This window comes from Lachnospiraceae bacterium JLR.KK002 (assembly GCA_036941025.1).
Lineage (GTDB): Bacteria > Bacillota > Clostridia > Lachnospirales > Lachnospiraceae > Petralouisia.
The window spans coordinates 2,761,838-2,779,569 of record JAYMNP010000001.1 but is presented as its reverse complement, the minus strand read 5'-3'; the positions used below and the strand labels follow the sequence as shown (position 1 = coordinate 2,779,569).

Here is a 17,732-nt window from a genome sequence, read left to right as displayed (position 1 = left end):
CGTTCACAGGTTATCAGTGAAAGTATCAGCCAAAAGGGGTGTTGAAAAAATTTTCCTCATTTGGTATACTTCTAAGGTACTTTCAATAGTTGAGGGATCAGGAAAGCGGAAACAGGTGTCATATGATTAAGAAAATAGAGATACTGGGAATGGAGCTGGATAATTATACCGTGCGGGAATCCATGGGGCAGATTGAGGGATTTCTGACAAATACCATAATGAACACGGTGGGAACCATTTCCATGGATATACTGGTAAAGGCACAGGAAGACAGCAGACTGAAAAAATGTATAGAAAATCTGGATCTGGCAATTATCAGTGATAAGGAAATTTTAAAGGCAGCGGGAGTGACGGCTGAGCAGCGCATACAGGAGACGGTGGATAATGAGTTTCAGAAGGAATTTATGAAGCGGGCGGACCGGAACCGCAGGAGCGTGTATCTGCTGGGGGATACGGCCGAAAGCCTCGAAATTCTGCAGGAATTTCTGGAAGATAATTATGACAGAATCCATATAACGGGAGTTTATGCACTGGCAGACTGTACCGGGGATTACGATACGGTAGTCAATGAGATTAATATTGCGGAACCGGATATTGTCCTGTCTGTGGTTCCCGCCCCCGAACAGGAATATTTTCTGGAGGACAACAGGGAAAAGCTGAATGCGAAAATCTGGTACGGCCTGGGTAAAAATTATACTTCCCGGAAAGGAGTATCAGAAGTGGCGGGATTTGCAAAAAAACTGATTCAGAAAAGCGTCATGCACAGTATGCTGGCGCGTTATAATAAGAAAGATGAATGAGGTGACAAAATGAGCAGAATTTCTGACTACAGGCGGTCGCCTGTGTTTTTATATCTGATGATTACTGCGGGAACAGGTCTCCTGGCATTTGCCATTAAATGTATTTTTGACCCTGTGGGTCTTGTAACAGGAGGATTTACCGGAATTTCCATTCTGATGAAAAATATGACGGAAATTTTTCTGGACGGAGGGATTCCTCTGTGGTTTGCCAATCTGGCCCTGAATGTTCCGGTGTTTCTGATTGCCCTGAAAGTAAAGGGCAAACGGTTTATCGGCCGGACAGCCATAGCTACAGCGCTGCTTTCCGCCTGGCTTTATATTATACCGGAGCTTGATTTTGTAAGCGGGGATTATATTCTGGCGGCTCTGTTCGGCGGTGTGCTGGCAGGTGTGGCCATGGGTACCATTTTGTGGGCCAATGCCACCACAGGGGGAACGGAAATGGTGGCCATTCTGATTCAGTGTAAACTGAAGCATTATTCCGTGGCGCAGATTATGCAGGTGCTGGACGGTATGGTAGTACTGGCAGGTCTGTATGTGTTCGGTCTGCGGCCTTCCATGTATGCCATTGTTTCCATATTTATTACTTCCAGAGTGACGGATACGATTCTGGAAGGTATGAAATTCTCCAAAGCAGCCTATATTATCACAGACCGGTATGAGGAGGCCGCCAGGCTTATTATGGAGACACTGGACCGGGGCGTGACCGGACTGGAGGCCAGAGGCATGTATTCCGGAGCCCGGAAATGTATGCTCTACTGTGTGGTATCCAGGAAGGAAATCGTGCAGTTGAAAGAGATGATTCATCAGCTTGACCGGAATGCGTTTGTCATTGTGGGAGACGTCCGGGAGGTACTGGGCGAGGGATTTATGGAATACAAAAGCCATTGAAAAATTCCGCCTGAAGGGCTGCAAAATTTTTGTATACTATGCCCATGGGGGAAAAAGCCATATTTTGAAAAAAAGTTGAGGAAATGCATAAAAAAATATGGATTTCCTCTTTCTTTTTTTGTGCTTTTGCATTAAAATACATAGTAAGTCCTGCAATTTTTCAAAAACAGGGGTAATATAATTGTGAAAGTTGTACAGGAATCTGTATAGATGAAGGCAGAGAAAAGGAGTGAAACAAATGATTTCGAATCAGATACTTCAAAACACCATTGATGGGTTGAAGGGAATCACCAGAATTGATTTGTGTATTATTGATACGGAAGGAAAGGTACTGGCCACCACATTCCAGGATACGGACAGCTATGTGACTGCGGCTCTGGCATTTGTGGAATCTCCGGCAGACAGTCAGGTCTTTTTGGGGTGCCAGTTTTTTAAAGTATTTGACGAACATCAGCTGGAATATATTCTCCTTGCCAACGGGGACAGTGAAGATGTATATATGGTGGGTAAAATTGCCAGCTTCCAGATTCAGAATCTGCTGGTAGCTTATAAAGAGCGGTTTGACAAGGATAATTTTGTTAAGAATCTGCTGCTGGATAATCTGCTGCTGGTGGATATTTACAACCGTGCCAAGAAGCTGCATATTGATACGGAGGCCAGACGGGTGGTCTTTATTGTGGAGACGAACCGGGAGAAGGACGGCAATGAACTGGAAAAAGTCCGGGGGCTTCTGGGAAGCAAATCCAGAGATTTTATTACAGCCGTAGATGAGAAGAATATTATCGTGGTAAAAGAGGTGATGGAAAACGAAGGTTATGAGGAGATGAATAAAACAGCCGAAGTAATCTTAAGCCTGTTCCATGCCGGCGACGAGACGGATATCCACATCGCCTACGGTACTATTGTCAATGAAATCAAAGAAGTTTCCCGCTCCTACAAGGAAGCCAGGATGGCGCTGGATGTGGGAAAGATTTTCTTTGAGGAACGCCATGTGATTGCCTATTCCACACTGGGAATCGGCCGGCTGATTTATCAGCTTCCCATCCCTCTGTGCAAAATGTTTATCAAGGAAATTTTTGACGGGAAATCCCCTGACGAATTCGACGAGGAGACCCTTACCACTATCAATAAATTTTTCGAAAACAGCCTGAATGTTTCGGAAACTTCCCGGCAGCTTTACATTCACCGGAATACGCTGGTATACCGGCTGGATAAGCTGCAGAAGAGTACCGGGCTGGATTTGCGGGTATTTGAGGACGCCATCACGTTTAAAATAGCATTGATGGTGGTAAAATATATGAAATATATGGAAACGCTGGACTATTAAAGGATTCAGGAGGCTTACATGATAAAACTTGAAAATGTCAGCAAAGCATATTCGGCAGGAATCCCTGCTTTAAATGATGTGAGTTTGTATATTGAACCGGGAGAGTTTGTGTTTGTGGTGGGGGACAGCGGTTCCGGAAAATCCACGTTAATCAAGCTGCTGCTGAAAGAACTGGAACCCACCAAAGGCAGTATCACCATCAACAACCAGAAACTTGGAAATATCCGTCACAGGGATATTCCCAGATTCCGCAGGAATATTGGGGTGGTGTTCCAGGATTTCCGTCTGCTGAAAGACAGGAATGTCTACGAAAATGTGGCCTTTGCCCAGCGGGCAATCGGAATGCCTGTAAAGACCATGCGCCGGAAGGTGCCGGCAGTCCTGTCCATGGTGGGGCTTGCCGCAAAATACAAATCTTATCCCAGAGAGATTTCCGGCGGGGAGCAGCAGAGAGTGGCCATAGCCAGAGCACTGGTAAATGAGCCTAAAATCCTTCTGGCAGACGAGCCCACGGGAAATCTGGACGCTCATAACGCCTGGGAAATTATGAAACTGCTGGAGGAAATCAATCAGAGGGGAACCACCGTTCTGGTGGTGACTCATAATCTGGACATTGTCAGGGCGATGAAAAAGCGTGTCATCACCATGCGGAAAGGCGTTGTCGTGGAAGACGAGCGAATGGGTGACCCATATGAGGATTAGTACATTTTGGTATACATTACGGCAGGGAGCCAGAAATATCTGGAAGAATAAAATGTTTTCCCTGGCCTCCATTGCCACCATGTCCGCCTGTATTTTTCTGTTCGGAATCTTCTATTCGGTGGTGGTGAATTTTCAGAGCGTGGTACAGGAAGTGGAATCCGGGGTTGCTGTGACGGTATTTTTCAAAGATGACGCCACCCAGGAGCAGATAGATGAAATCGGCGTGCAGATTGGCAAGCGGGTGGAGGTATCGGAGAAGGTATTTGTGTCTGCCGAGCAGGCCTGGGATGAATTCCAGAAAGTATATTTCAAAGGCGCCGAGGACATGGCAGCGGGATTTGCAGAAGACAATCCTCTGGCCAATTCCGCCCATTATGTGGTTTACATGAATGATATTTCCATGCAGCAGTCTCTGGTAACTTATATCCAGTCCCTGGAAGGTGTGAAAGAGGTGAAAAGCTCCGATATGGCGGCAAATACTCTGACAGATTTTAACCGGTTAATCGGATATGTGTCGGCGGGAGTGATTCTGATTCTTCTGTGCGTGGCAGTATTTCTGATCAGCAACACCGTTACCATTGGAATTGCAGTGCGCCGGGAGGAGATTGCCATTATGAAATTAATCGGCGCCACCGATTATTTTGTACGGGCTCCCTTTATTGTGGAGGGAATTCTCATCGGAATCATCGGTTCTCTGCTGCCGCTGCTAATCCTGTACCGGATGTACCGGAGTATTATTTCCTATGTGGGAGAGAAGTTTCTGTGGCTGAGCGGAATGATGGAGTTTCTGCCGGTGGATAAGGTATTTTCCACACTGGTTCCGGTGGGGCTGGTGCTGGGCGTTGGTATTGGATTTCTGGGAAGCCGCCTGACAATCCGGAAGCATTTGAAGGTATAGGTATAGGACTGACTTGACAGATTAGTATAAATGGCAGGAGACGAATTATATGGACAATCAGGAATATTTTGAATCACCGGAGAGGAAGAAGAATTCCGGGTTTGGAAAGGGTCTGGCAGCAGGTGTAATCGGCACACTGCTGGTTGTAACCCTTATTGCAGGGAATATCTGGCTTTTTGTTCTGCCCGGAATCAACAGGAGAAACCAGGGGGACAGTCAGGCACAGGAAAGCAGCAGAGATGCTGTTTTCGGAGCGCAGGTGGAAGACAAGGCAGGCCGGATTGCGGATATTATTGACCAGTATTATTATGACGAGATAGACCGGGACGCCATGGTGGAAGGCATGTATGCGGGAATGGTGGATGGTCTGGGAGACCGTTATTCTTCTTATTTTTCAGCAGAGGCATTTGCTTCCTATAACGATTCCACTGCGGGAGTTTATTATGGGATTGGCGCTGTGCTGAACCAGAATCTGAAGACCGGGGTTGTTACAATTCTTCATGTATATCCGGGAAGCCCTGCCGAGGAAGCAGGGGTGAGAGACGGAGATATCATTGTGAAAGTAGGAGATATTGAGGGGGACAGCATGGAGCTGTCAGAGCTGGTGACTCATATCAAGGGCGAGGAAGGAAGTACGGTGCACCTGGAGCTTATGCGGGCAGGAGAGAGCGAACATATTCAGGTGGACGTGGTAAGGCGCCAGATTGAAGTGCCTACGGTGGAATATCAGATGCTGGAGGGCCAGGTTGGATTTCTTCAGGTTTCGGAATTCACGGAATCCACCAGCGAACAGTTTTCCGCTGCCATCAAAGATCTTCAGGGACAGGGTATGCAGTCCATGATTGTGGATTTGCGGGATAATCCGGGCGGTATCCTGCAGACTGTGTGCGCCATGCTGGATGAAATTCTGCCGGAAGGCCTTGTGGTGTATACGGAAGATAAATACGGACACCGTTCCGATTACAAGTCAGACGAATCCTGTCTGGAACTGCCCCTGGCGGTTCTGATTAATGAAAACAGCGCCAGCGCTTCGGAAATTTTTGCAGGAGCCATCAAGGATTATGAGTATGGAACCCTGATAGGAACCACCACCTTTGGAAAAGGGATTGTGCAGACGATTGTGCCGCTGGAGGATGGAAGCGCAGTAAAAGTTACCATGGCAAAATATTTTACGCCGAAAGGAAATTACATCCATGATGTGGGAATTCAGCCGGATATAGAGCTGGAATACGAGTACCTGTCTCAGACGGACGAAACCTATAATCCCATGCATGACAATCAGGTGCTGAAAGCGCTGGAAACTTTACAGAATAAAGATTGACCTTCTGTCCTGGATAGGATAAGATAATGGTATATTACGGAAGAGAGGGATAATACATTGAAACAGTTTTTTGGTATGAGCCAGAGCGGCGATTTGAAGGAAGCGGTTCGGGGCTTAAAAGGGCCCCAGTTCATTATGCTGATGTCCAATGATAAACAGTTTGAGGCCCATGTGCGTGAACTGGAGGAGCTTTATCCCGGTGTGCCAAGTATTGGCTGTATTGGAATGAGCTATGATACCAGAGTGGTGGAAAATGGTGTGGGAATTGCAGCATTTCAGGACGGAGTTGCAGCTGCCGCCAATGTTCTGGAAGAAGTGAATACCATGCCTGTGAAATATATCCGGCGCCTGGAACGTGATGTGGAGAAGGTAAAAGGCGCCGGCAATGATACCATATGCATTGATTTTTGCTCCGGTAATGACGCATGTGTGCTGACTACCATTTACAGTGTTCTGAAGAAAAAGGACATTTCCCTGGTGGGCGGAACCGGAGACGCAGGAAGAGTTTCTGCAAACGGCAGGGTTTATAAAGATGCGGTGGCCTATGCCATTGTGAAGAATCAGCATGGAAAAGTAAAGGCTTATAAGGAAAATATTTATCATCCTGTGTGGAAGTATCGTTTTATTGCCTCCAAAACAGATAAGGCAAAATATATCATCGGAGAACTGAACGGGAAATCTGCCCGTCAGGTATACCAGAGTATTCTGCATGTGTCGGAACAGCAGATTACAACCCAGACCTTTAAAAATCCCTTTGGAAGAATCAGCGGAGATGAAATCTGTATCATTTCCATTAAAGAAGTGGACGGGGATGCCCTGGCATGTTTCCGTCAGGTAAACGATTCCGATGTGCTGATTCTGCTGGAACTGGGTGATTACAGGCGTATTGTACGGGAGACCATACAGACCATACAGAAGGATTTTTCCAGAGTATCGGCGGTATTTTCCATCAACTGCCTGTTCCGGTATCTTTTGTTCAGCGACAACCATTATATGCAGGAATATTTACAGGAGATGAAAGTATTAGGCAGCCATGCGGGCCTCGTGGGATATGGAGAGCATTACAACAATCGTTTTGTCAACCAGTCCATGACGTGTGTGGTATTTGAGTAAAGGGGGAAGAACATGGGATATTGGAAAAACGCCCGGATGCAGATGGAAAAAGAAGAGGAGCAGGAAAAGGGCCTTTATCCGGTGGGATATGTGATTGAGAATCTGAAAGACTACCAGAAAGAACTGGTAGAGAAAGAAGTGGATTCTCTGAGAGAACTGAATAAAATTACATATTCTTTTAAAAAAGTGCTCAGTGAATCCGAGAATTTCCAGGAACAGCTTCAGGATTTCGGACAGAATTTCTCAAGTATCGGCCAGGTATCCGGTCAGTTTGAGACTGTGAAAGGCGAGATTGCCCAGTCTGTGACCCAGGCCCAGGGTGAAGTGGAAGAATTAAAGAACAGTTCCCGCCAGGTGGAAAATCACTTTAAGGATATGGAAAAAACCTTTGAAGATTTCCTGGAAGCGGTAAAGAAGATAAAAAAATGCACCGGTAATATTGTAACCATTGCAGACCAGACTAACATACTGGCCCTGAATGCTTCCATAGAAGCAGCCAGAGCCGGAGAGCAGGGCAAAGGATTTGCAGTGGTAGCTGTTGAGGTAAAGGAACTGGCGGATCAGATTAAGAAGCTGGTAGCAGAGGTAGACTCCAGTATTGTGGATGTGGAGGAGGGAACCGACAGCCTGAATACCAGTATCAATAACTCTCAGCAGGCACTGAGCGAGAGTATCCGGAAAGTGGATGAGACCTATCAGTTGTTTGATAAGATTACGGAGGCGGCAGAAGGCGCAACCAATGTGCAGGAAGAAATTTCCAGAGTAATTGATGAGTCAGATACGGCGCTGCAGACATTGTGCGGATTCTTTGACCAGACGAAAGAAGAATATCAGGAGGTTATGGGACATATTGATTATGCCAGCAAGCTGGGCACTACCAAAAGCTCCATGTTTGAGGATGTGGACAACATGCTGTCCCAGATTCCGCCGATTATTGATGAATATGAGTAACAGTTCCCCTCATCGCCGGCATTATGAACTCATTCATGCGAGCATGATTCGTCCATAATTTTGGCGATGGCTGAACTGTTACAAATATAAATCCCCATGGAAACGGACCGGTTGACAAATACGGTCAAATCAGATATGATGAACAAGAATAAGAGAACGCAGAGGGACTGCGGGAATAAATTTGGAAAGGAATATCCGGTTCCGAATGTATTCCCCCGGTTGAGAAGGTTAAAACCTGACTCTTTGAACCTGTCAGTTAATACTGTCGTAGGGAGCGGAAGATATGTGTAAATTCTGAGACGCTCTCCGGGCGTCTCTTTTTTATGCACAGCCCCGTGTAAGGAAATTTTGAATCAAGGAGGAAAATATGAGAGAATTTGCAACACAGATGGAAGCGGCCCGCAGGGGAATTGCAACCGAAGAATTGAAAAAGGTGGCTGAAAAAGAGCGGATGACCGCGGAAGAACTGATGCCTCTGGTGGCAGAGGGAAAAGTGGTAATCTGCGCCAACAGGAACCACACCTGTATTGACCCGGAAGGGGTAGGCTCCATGCTGCGCACCAAAATAAATGTAAATCTGGGCGTGTCACGGGATTGCAAGGACTATAATGTGGAAATGGAAAAAGTGATGGAGGCTGTACATATGGGCGCCCATGCCATTATGGATTTGTCTTCTCACGGCGATACCATTCCCTTCCGCAGAAAGCTCACTTCCGAATGTCCGGCCATGATTGGCACAGTACCGGTATACGATTCCGTCATTCACTATCAGCGCGACCTGGCCACCCTTACCGCAAAGGATTTTGTGGATGTGGTGAGGCTCCATGCGGAAGACGGGGTGGATTTTGTAACCCTGCACTGCGGAATTACCAGAAAGACCATTGAACAGATTAAGAAGCACAAACGGAAAATGAACATAGTATCCCGCGGCGGTTCCCTGGTATTTGCCTGGATGTGCATGACGGGAGAGGAAAATCCCTTTTATGAATACTACGATGAAATCCTGGATATCTGCCGGGAATATGACGTGACCATTTCTCTGGGAGACGCCTGCCGTCCCGGCTGCCTGGCAGACGGTTCCGACGTGTGCCAGATTGAAGAACTGGTACGTCTGGGAGAACTGACGAAACGGGCCTGGGAAAAAGACGTACAGGTTATGGTGGAAGGGCCCGGACATATGCCCATGGACCAGATTGCAGCCAATATGAAAATGCAGCAGACGATTTGTATGGGAGCTCCTTTCTATGTGCTGGGGCCCATTGTGACCGATATTGCACCGGGTTACGACCATATCACCTCTGCCATCGGCGGAGCCATTGCGGCTCAGAACGGGGCGGCTTTTCTGTGCTATGTGACGCCTGCGGAACATCTGGCCCTGCCCAACGTGGAAGATGTAAAACAGGGGATTATGGCCTCTAAAATTGCAGCCCATGCGGCAGATATTGCAAAAGGCGTCCGGGGAGCCAGAGAGATGGATGACCGGATGGCAGACGCCCGCAGAGCTCTGGACTGGGAGACTCAGTGGGCATGTGCCATGGACCCGGAAACTGCCCGGAAAATCCGGGAAGACCGGAAACCGGAACATGACGATACCTGCTCCATGTGCGGAAAATTCTGTGCCGTGCGGAGTATGAATAAAGCTCTGTCCGGAGAATACATTGATATTTTGTAACATCACAGAGGAGGACGCAAATGAAAGCAAACGTGAATGTAAATATAAAGAAACTGGCGGCGGCAGGAATGATGACAGCACTGGGCGTCTGCCTCTCTGCTTTTTCCATTCCCGTGGGCGCTTCCAGGTGTTTTCCCATCCAGCACCTCCTGAACGTACTGGCAGGAATTTTTCTGGGGCCGGCCTATGGGGTGGGATTTGCGTTTTCCACAGCCCTGATACGGAATCTTCTGGGCACCGGAAGCCTGCTGGCCTTTCCGGGCAGCATGGTGGGCGCATTTCTGGGGGCGTTATTGTACCGGCAGACCGGAAAAATCTGGACTGCCTTTGCCGGAGAAATCCTGGGTACCGGGATTCTGGGAGGAATGCTCTGTTATCCGGTGGCCGCATTTCTTCTTGGAAATAAAGAAGCCGCAGTGTTTACCTATGTGCTTCCGTTTCTGATTAGTACGGTAGGAGGATGTATGCTGGCGGCGGTTCTTCTGGGAGCTCTGTACAAATCCGGAGCCTTGCGGTACCTGCAGGGGATGCTGAAGGAAGTGCAGCCGTGAAACCCGGACAGGAGGAAAACAGATTCATGGATGGAAAGCAGATAGCGGCGATATTCCAAAATATCAGACGGGGAAAATATCTGATACATATGATACCCAATACGGTTTCCGCCCCTTTGTGCGCCGACGGTCTTGCGGCTCTGGGGGCCAGGCCTCTGATGGCAGTGGCGCCGGAAGAAATGGAAGAAATTGTCATGCAGGCCGATGGATGTGTGGTGAATCTGGGCCAGATGAACCGGGAGAAGCTGGCGGCGGCAGAGACTGCGCTGAAAACTGCGGCAAAAGAGGAGAAACCCACGGTGGTGGATCCGGTGGGCTGCGGAGCCTCTGTGTTCCGGCAGCAGGCAGTCCGGAAGCTGTTTCAGATTCCATGGAAAGGAATTGTCAAAGGCAACCGTTCAGAATTGTACAGTATTCAGCAGGGAAAGCTGACCGGAGAGGGTATAGATTCCCTGGAGAACCGACGTCTGACCGGAGATATCCGGCTCGGCAGTGTCTATCTGGCAACGGGAGAATCCGACTGCATTTTATGGAAAACGGGCAGGATGGAAATCCCCCATAAGGGCAGGCTCCGTCAGAATATGGTGGGAAGCGGTTGCCTGGCGGGAGCAGTGGCCGGGGCCTGCAATACGGCAGTCCGCGGAATGAGAAAGGAACAGAATCAGGATGCCGCCGGGAGCGGGGAAGACAACCTGCTGCAGGAAATGATACTGGCGGCTGCAGCCGCTTCCCTCGGCATGGCATTTGCACTGGAATATGCGGGGCGGGCGGCAGGCTACGGAGCAGCCAGAACTGCCCTGTTAGACGGGATTGGAATGTTGTCGGATTCCTGCTTTTCGGACTGGCTGAAAAGGAGAGATTTATGAAAAAATGGCTGTATCTGATTGCAGATTTTTCTTATGGAGAAGATAAAATAAAAGCGGCGCTGGAAGCCGGTGTGGATTATATCCAGCTCAGGGAGAAGCATATTTCCTCGGCGGAATATCTTCTGCGGGCAAAACGGCTGGCAGAATGGACGGCCTGTTATCATACCAGGCTGATTATCAACGACAGAATGGACATTGCAGTATTAAGCGGCGCCCAGGGGGTTCACCTGGGGCAGGAGGATATTCCGGTCAGAGATGCAAGACGTTTTCTGGGAGCAGATAAAATCATCGGAGCCACTGCCAAAACAGGAGAACAGGCGAAACGGGCGCTGGAAGAAGGGGCGGACTACCTGGGAAGCGGCGCCTGGTTTCCTACGGATACCAAGAAAGACGCAGTTCCCATTTCAGAGGAGACTTACCGGGAAATTTTAAAAGCAGCTCCCATTCCCAATGTGGCTGTGGGCGGAATTACTCCGGAAAACTGCAGAAAGCCTCTGGATTGCGGAGCCCATGGACTGGCAATTTCCGCAGGAATTCTGAAATCTGACAATCCCGGAGCAGAGGTCAGAAAGATACGGAAGCTGCTGGAAGAAAGGGATGAAAAGCAGGAGGAATGATATGAAGGTTGTGCTTACCATAGCGGGAAGCGACTGCAGCGGCGGCGCCGGCATACAGGCGGATTTGAAAACCATAGCGGCCCACGGGCTGTACGGAGAAAGTGTCATCACTGCGCTGACGGCGCAGAATACCATGGGGGTAGCGGATATTGTACCGGTATCCCCTGCATTTTTGGAAAAGCAGCTGGAATGTGTCTTTACGGATATCGTGCCGGATGCGGTAAAAATCGGTATGGTGACGGGAATACCCCAGATGGAAGTGATTCGGAACTGTCTGCTTCGGTATCAGGCCAGACATGTGGTGATGGACACGGTGATGGTATCCACCAGCGGAAAACACCTGATGGAGCCGGAAGCACTGACGTATTATAAAGAAAAACTGCTCCCGCTGGCGGAACTTTATACTCCGAATCTGCCGGAAGCAGAGGTTTTGTTAAAAAGAACCATAAAAACAAAAGAAGAAAGGGTTGCGGCGGCAAGGGAGTTTGCGTTACAATACAAGGGTATTGTTTACTTAAAAGGCGGTCACGATGAGAATTCCGCAGATGACCTGCTGTTCTGGCAGGGGCATCCCATATGGATTTCCGGAAAACACATTGACAGCGGAAATACCCATGGAACCGGCTGTACCCTGTCTTCCGCCATAGCCTGCGGGCTGGCTCAGGAACTGAGTCCGGAAGAGAGCGTGAGAAACGCGAAGGAGTATCTGACCGGGGCGATTCTGGACGGGATGAATCTGGGAAAGGGAAACGGGCCGCTGAACCATATGTACAAAATATAGCGTAAAGGGGATTCTGCAGATGAAGAAAAAAATACTTTTGCTTGGATTAGGGATATGTCTGTTGTTTGCTGCCTGTTCAGGAAAGAAGACAGCAGAGAAAGGGAATCAGCCCGATACAGAGCAGGAAGAGAAAAAGGAAGATACTTCCGAAAAAACAGAACGTAAGGATTCTGACAGCAAAGAGGAAAAAGAGAACAGTTCCGCTGGTGCGGAAGAGCCGGGAAAGGAACTGAGCCAGCCGCCGGAGGTGACATTTACCGACTATTCTCAGGATATTACCGATGAAGGAAGCGGCGCCATTCTGCTGTCTGTGATGGAGAACAGTCCGGTGGTTTCCATACCGGAAAATGAGGCGGCCGCTGAGAAGATAAATATGGCTTTTGAACAGAAACATACGGAAACACAGAAATATATTGAGGAAGATACGGAGCTGGCCCGCAGCGCTTATCAGGATCTTTCCGATGAGGAGAAAGAGAGCTGGACAGGCTACGGCTATGGCTCTGTCTATAAAATGATGTATGCTTCCACCAGAATTCTGAGTATAGAAGCCGAAAGTTATCAGTGGCAGGGAACCCCTCATCCCAACACCTGGACTTTTTCCTACTGTTTTGACGCCACTACGGGAAAACTGCTGTCTCTGGCGGATATTTTCACCGATAAGGCAAAGGCCGGAGAAATTGTGGAAAAGCATATTCTTAAGACTATTACCGAAGATCCCTACAAGGAGTATCTGATGGAGGATTATGAGAGTTATGTCTCCGATGTTCTTACGGAAGATGTGTTTTATCTGAATGAAAAAGGCCTGGTGGTTATCTGCAATCCTTATCTGGTCACCGCCTATGCCGGAGGTAAGATTGAAATAGAGGTGCCTTACCAGGAACTGGAAGAAGTGATGAACGAACTGTATGTTTTGAAATAATGAACGGTATGTACGGAAAGAAAGAGGCAGCCATTGAAAAAATCAGCTTTGACAACACTTTGTTATATAGAACAGGACGATTGCTATCTGATGCTCCATCGGGTGAAAAAACAGGTGGATGTGAACAAAGATAAATGGATTGGAATCGGCGGACATTTCGAAGAAGGGGAAAGTCCGGAGGAGTGTCTGTTCCGGGAAGTAAAGGAAGAGACCGGTCTTATACTGACCGGTTTTTCTTTTCGGGGAATCGTGACCTTTTCGGCGGCAGGCTGGCCCACCGAGTATATGTGTCTTTATACAGCGGACAGCTTTGAGGGAATCCTGACCGACTGCGACGAAGGGACGCTGGAATGGGTAGCGAAAAAAGATCTTATGTCTCTGAATCTGTGGGAGGGGGATAAAATCTTTTTCCGTCTTCTTATGGAAAATATTCCCTTTTTCTCTCTGAAATTAAGTTATGACGGGGACCGTCTGACAGAAGCGGTGCTGAACGGAAAGCCCATGGAGCTTCTGGAGCTGCGCCGGGAGGACGGAAGCAGAACGGGAGTGATACGGGAACGCTCCCTGGTTCACGAACTGGGGGATTTGCACGGAACGTCCCATGTGTGGATTGTACGCCCCACAGAGACAGGAAGTTTTGAAGTCCTGCTGCAGAAACGAAGTTCCGGAAAAGATTCCTATCCGGGCTGTTATGACATCTCCTCCGCAGGACATGTACCTGCCGGAGGTAATTACCTGGACTCAGCGTTGCGGGAACTGGAGGAGGAGCTGGGAATCCGGGCATGTCCGGAGGATTTGCAGGAACTCTTTCTTCACAGAGGTTATGCAGAATCAGAATTTTACGGAAAACCCTTTAAAAATGCCGAAGTCACCATGGTGTATCTCTATAGCTGCCCGGTGAATCTGTCGGATTTAAGTCTCCAGAAAGAAGAAGTGGAAGCAGTATGCTGGATGGAATATGAAAAATTACTGGCAAAGGTTCGGAAAGAAGCTGCACAGGGGAAAGCGGAGAATTACTGTATTTTCCTGGATGAACTGGAAAAGCTGGGAGAATATCTGAGATAACTTCCGATTTCCTGCCTCCAGCAATCCGTCAGACGTTCCAGGCTCCAGGCAGCGTTGGCGGGACTGGTGGAAGGAAGTTTGCGGATGGAACACAGCGATTCTGCCTCAGGTTTGCTGCCGGCATATGTGGAAAGGAGCAGAGGACGGGTGTATTTCTGAAAGAGTTCGCAGGCTTTTGCTCCGTTTCCGAAGACAGCGGTGACGGAGGTCTGCTCCAGCAGACCGGGGATATCGGCGGGAACCACATTTCGGATGCTGCTGTCAGAAGAACCGATGATTTCACAGCTCTGAATTACGTCCCAGACAGCGATTTGATGGCTCAGCAGCAGGTGCTTTTTCTCCGGAATGGTGATGGGAACCGGTTCCTGTGTAACTGCAGCCAGAACTTTCCAGAAGCGGTTTTGGGGATGGCCGTAATAAAAATGTTGCGCTCTGGATTTGACGGAAGGGAAAGTGCCCAGAATCAGGATTCTGGAGTTACTGTCATATACAGGTTCAAATTCGTGAGTGTGCTGATGGTATTCTGCCATGGGAAATTCCTTTCTGTAGTGCTGCATGTAGTTTCATGTTTCCGGTGATTCGGGTGTCGGAAAAGTTCTTCTGGTACCCTGATTATTATAAAGGATTTTTCCCGGAATTTCCAGCAAAATTATAATGAAGGGGAACAGTTCAGCCTGCGGCTTCCCTGTTACAGAATCCGGCCCATGTAAAGTTTGCTTTCAGCAAAGGGCCGGATTCTCTGGCTGTATTCACACATTTTTACGGACTTTGCAGCAGGTGCAAAGTCCTGGGCTGAACTGTTACGATGGAGGGACAATATATGGAAAACGCATATGTATTGCAGCTGACGGGAGCGAAATTTAAAGATTTGTATCTGTGCTTTTGCGGAATGTCTGACTGCGAGCCCAACCACAGCTTCGGCCCGGCGGTCCGGCCAAATTATATTATCCACTATATTCTGTGGGGAAAGGGTATATACCAGGTGGGAGACCATAAGTATGAGCTGCAGCAGGGCCAGGGTTTTCTGATTGAGCCGGAAGCAGTGACTTTTTATAAAGCGGATGAGAAAAATCCTTGGTCTTATCTGTGGATTGGATTTGCCGGAGAACAGGCGGAGGAGTATCTGCAGGATTTGGGGTTGAACAGCAATCAGCTGGTGTTTCAGAGTGAACAGGGGAAGGATTTGAAGCGGATTGTGGCAAAAATGTTAAGCTACCATTCCGCCTCCGGAACAGACCAGTATTACCTCCAGAGTCTTCTGTATGAATTTTTTGCAGTGCTGACCAAAGACGCCAGATTTGCAGATGTGACAAAAGAGACGAAAGAAAGTATTTATGTGCAGAAATCCATCAATTTTATCCGGAATAATTATTCTGCCGGAATCGGGGTACAGGATATTGCGGATCATGTCTGTGTGAGCCGCAGTTATCTCTACAAGCTGTTTGAGGAAACCCTTCAGATGTCTCCCAAAGATTTTCTGACTCAGTTTCAGATTTCCAGATCCAAAGAACTCCTTGTGGTGACAGATTTGTCCATCGAAGGAGTTGCCATGTCCTGCGGGTACGGCGACGCTCTGGTGTATTCCAAAACATTTAAAAAGATTATGGGTATGCCGCCCAGCGTATACCGCAAAACCCACCGCAGGGAAGTTCGGGAGCACCTGGAATCTCAGGAACAGAAACTGGCGAAGCTGCTGGAAACATTTTGACTGATTTTCAAAACAAAACTTTCTAACGGGCCAGGGAAAAATATACTATAATGAAATCATCTTAAGAAGATGATGTGCACAGCATTTTCAAGGGGAAATTCATTAAAATTACATTGGAGGTAAATTATGAATATGCAGAGTGAAAATGTTGGAAAGACACAGTATAAACATGTGTCTGCAAGGGAAAAGTATTGTTTCGGGATTGGTGCAATTGGAAAAGATGCAATCTGTAACCTGGTTGGAGCATTCCTGATGCTGTATTTTACGGATACCCTGTATCTGGCCCCGGCTTTTGTAGGCGTACTGTTCTTTGTGGCAAGAATATGGGATGCGGTAAACGACCCGGTCATGGGCATGATTGTGGATAATACCCGTACGAAATACGGAAAATTCCGTATCTGGCTGATTATCGGAACACTGATAAACTCCGTCGTATTTGTACTTCTGTTCCACAGCTTTAACTTAAAGGGAACCGCACTGTATGTATACGTTTCCGTTATGTATATTCTGTATGGCATGACATATACCATCATGGACGTACCTTACTGGTCCTGGCTTCCGAACCTGACCAACGATCCTCGCGAACGTGAAAAGATTTCCGTTATCCCAAGATTTTTTGCAAGCCTTGCAGGATTCTCCGTAGCAACATTTGGACTGTATATTATCTTCGGTCTGAATGAGATGGCGGGAGAGACCAACAAATATGCAGAGACCGGTTATACCCTGTTTGCAGTTATCATCGCAGTTATTTTTATTATCGCTATCGGAATTACCGTATTTAATGTAAAAGAAGAATCCACGCTGAATGCAAAGGTTCAGAAAACCAACTTAAAGCAGGCTCTTACCGTAATTGTGAAAAATGATCAGCTTGTGGCTTTTATCGGACTGCTGCTTACCTTTAATCTCTGTACGCAGATTGCAAAGAGCTTTGCGGTTTACTATTTCAAAAACGTGTGCGGCAACGAATATCTGTACTCCATTTTCGGAATGGCAATTATCGCAGAAATGCTGGGACTGGTATGCTTCCCCAGAATTGCCGCAAAAATGGGAAGGGAAAAAGTATACTTCTGTGCCTGCGTTATGCCGATTATCGGGCTGATTCTTCTTGGAGCTTCCGGTTATATCGCTCCCACCAATGCGGTGCTGGTAGTTATCTGCTGTGCCATCCTGTTTTTCGGTTCCGGCCTGTCACTGGGGGTAACCACCTGCTGTATGGCGGATGTTATCGACTATGGCGAAGTGAAATTCGGCGTCCGCAATGAAAGCGTTACCTGTTCCGCCCAGACATTCCTGATGAAAGCGGCGATGGCTGCAGCAGGAGGCCTGACCGGTGTGGGACTTGAAATCGTGGGATATGAGGCAAAGGCAGAAGTACAGTCAGCAGGAACTGTTTTTGGGATTCGTATTCTGATGATTGTGATTCCCATCATTCTGGCAGCTCTGAGTTATTTCATCTACAGAAAATTCTACACTCTGAAAGGGGATAAAATGGAAGAAGTGGCTCTGAAACTGCAGGAAATGCACAAAAATGACTAAAGGCAGAAGATTTG

General features: G+C 47.8%; 18 protein-coding genes and 1 riboswitch. Of the genes, 17 read left to right on the top strand and 1 reads right to left on the bottom strand.

Features of this window, described 5'->3' with window-relative positions; translation table 11 throughout:
• Positions 1 to 122 precede the first annotated feature (122 nt).
• From VSQ32_13610 to VSQ32_13540, 15 genes are all read left to right on the top strand, one after another.
• Entirely contained in the window at positions 123 to 800 is a 678-nt protein-coding gene (locus tag VSQ32_13610; GenBank protein ID MEH2943871.1) for a WecB/TagA/CpsF family glycosyltransferase, read from the top strand.
• Positions 801 to 809: 9 nt separating this feature from the next.
• A complete protein-coding gene (locus tag VSQ32_13605; GenBank protein ID MEH2943870.1) occupies positions 810 to 1,691 on the top strand; it encodes a YitT family protein in 882 nt (293 codons plus the stop codon).
• A 238-nt stretch (positions 1,692 to 1,929) separates the two neighbouring features.
• Positions 1,930 to 3,018, top strand: coding sequence for a helix-turn-helix domain-containing protein (locus tag VSQ32_13600; protein ID MEH2943869.1), 1,089 nt, complete (start codon positions 1,930 to 1,932; stop codon positions 3,016 to 3,018).
• 18 nt (positions 3,019 to 3,036) lie between these two features.
• A complete protein-coding gene (gene ftsE, locus VSQ32_13595; GenBank protein ID MEH2943868.1) occupies positions 3,037 to 3,720 on the top strand; it encodes a cell division ATP-binding protein FtsE in 684 nt (227 codons plus the stop codon).
• Positions 3,710 to 4,618: a permease-like cell division protein FtsX gene (gene ftsX / locus VSQ32_13590; protein ID MEH2943867.1), complete on the top strand. Its 909-nt coding sequence runs from the start codon at positions 3,710 to 3,712 to the stop codon at positions 4,616 to 4,618. The genes ftsE and ftsX overlap by 11 nt, the downstream gene beginning before the upstream one ends.
• 49 nt (positions 4,619 to 4,667) lie before the next feature.
• The gene (locus VSQ32_13585; protein ID MEH2943866.1) at positions 4,668 to 5,939 is read left to right on the top strand and encodes a S41 family peptidase; all 1,272 of its coding nucleotides are present in this window, start codon (positions 4,668 to 4,670) and stop codon (positions 5,937 to 5,939) included.
• Between the two features lie 57 nt (positions 5,940 to 5,996).
• Positions 5,997 to 7,052, top strand: a complete 1,056-nt coding sequence (locus tag VSQ32_13580; GenBank protein MEH2943865.1) for an FIST N-terminal domain-containing protein — start codon at positions 5,997 to 5,999, stop codon at positions 7,050 to 7,052.
• Positions 7,053 to 7,064: 12 nt separating this feature from the next.
• The gene (locus VSQ32_13575; GenBank protein MEH2943864.1) at positions 7,065 to 8,003 is read left to right on the top strand and encodes a methyl-accepting chemotaxis protein; all 939 of its coding nucleotides are present in this window, start codon (positions 7,065 to 7,067) and stop codon (positions 8,001 to 8,003) included.
• A gap of 150 nt (positions 8,004 to 8,153) precedes the next feature.
• A riboswitch (TPP riboswitch) is annotated at positions 8,154 to 8,294 on the top strand.
• A 76-nt stretch (positions 8,295 to 8,370) separates the two neighbouring features.
• Positions 8,371 to 9,675: a phosphomethylpyrimidine synthase ThiC gene (gene thiC, locus VSQ32_13570; GenBank protein MEH2943863.1), complete on the top strand. Its 1,305-nt coding sequence runs from the start codon at positions 8,371 to 8,373 to the stop codon at positions 9,673 to 9,675.
• Between the two features lie 32 nt (positions 9,676 to 9,707).
• Positions 9,708 to 10,226, top strand: a complete 519-nt coding sequence (gene thiW, locus VSQ32_13565; protein ID MEH2943862.1) for an energy coupling factor transporter S component ThiW — start codon at positions 9,708 to 9,710, stop codon at positions 10,224 to 10,226.
• Positions 10,227 to 10,252: 26 nt separating this feature from the next.
• Entirely contained in the window at positions 10,253 to 11,092 is an 840-nt protein-coding gene (locus tag VSQ32_13560) for a hydroxyethylthiazole kinase (GenBank protein ID MEH2943861.1), read from the top strand.
• Positions 11,089 to 11,709, top strand: coding sequence for a thiamine phosphate synthase (gene thiE, locus VSQ32_13555; GenBank protein MEH2943860.1), 621 nt, complete (start codon positions 11,089 to 11,091; stop codon positions 11,707 to 11,709). Before VSQ32_13560 ends, thiE begins: the two co-directional genes overlap by 4 nt.
• Position 11,710: 1 nt before the next feature.
• On the top strand, positions 11,711 to 12,490 hold the full coding sequence (gene thiD / locus VSQ32_13550; GenBank protein MEH2943859.1) for a bifunctional hydroxymethylpyrimidine kinase/phosphomethylpyrimidine kinase: 780 nt from the start codon (positions 11,711 to 11,713) through the stop codon (positions 12,488 to 12,490).
• 19 nt (positions 12,491 to 12,509) lie between these two features.
• A complete protein-coding gene (locus VSQ32_13545) occupies positions 12,510 to 13,409 on the top strand; it encodes a DUF3298 domain-containing protein (GenBank protein ID MEH2943858.1) in 900 nt (299 codons plus the stop codon).
• A 33-nt stretch (positions 13,410 to 13,442) separates the two neighbouring features.
• On the top strand, positions 13,443 to 14,474 hold the full coding sequence (locus VSQ32_13540; GenBank protein MEH2943857.1) for an NUDIX domain-containing protein: 1,032 nt from the start codon (positions 13,443 to 13,445) through the stop codon (positions 14,472 to 14,474).
• Here VSQ32_13540 and VSQ32_13535 read toward each other — a convergent pair.
• The gene (locus VSQ32_13535) at positions 14,423 to 15,004 is read right to left on the bottom strand and encodes a DNA-deoxyinosine glycosylase (protein ID MEH2943856.1); all 582 of its coding nucleotides are present in this window, start codon (positions 15,002 to 15,004) and stop codon (positions 14,423 to 14,425) included. The genes VSQ32_13540 and VSQ32_13535 overlap by 52 nt on opposite strands.
• 290 nt (positions 15,005 to 15,294) lie before the next feature.
• Here VSQ32_13535 and VSQ32_13530 point away from each other — a divergent pair, with 290 nt between their 5' ends.
• Positions 15,295 to 16,182 carry an AraC family transcriptional regulator gene (locus VSQ32_13530; protein MEH2943855.1) on the top strand — a complete coding sequence of 296 codons (888 nt, stop codon included), beginning with the start codon at positions 15,295 to 15,297 and terminating at the stop codon, positions 16,180 to 16,182.
• Between the two features lie 126 nt (positions 16,183 to 16,308).
• Complete coding sequence (gene melB, locus VSQ32_13525; GenBank protein ID MEH2943854.1) at positions 16,309 to 17,718, top strand: melibiose:sodium transporter MelB; 1,410 nt, start codon at positions 16,309 to 16,311, stop codon at positions 17,716 to 17,718.
• Positions 17,719 to 17,732 lie beyond the last annotated feature (14 nt).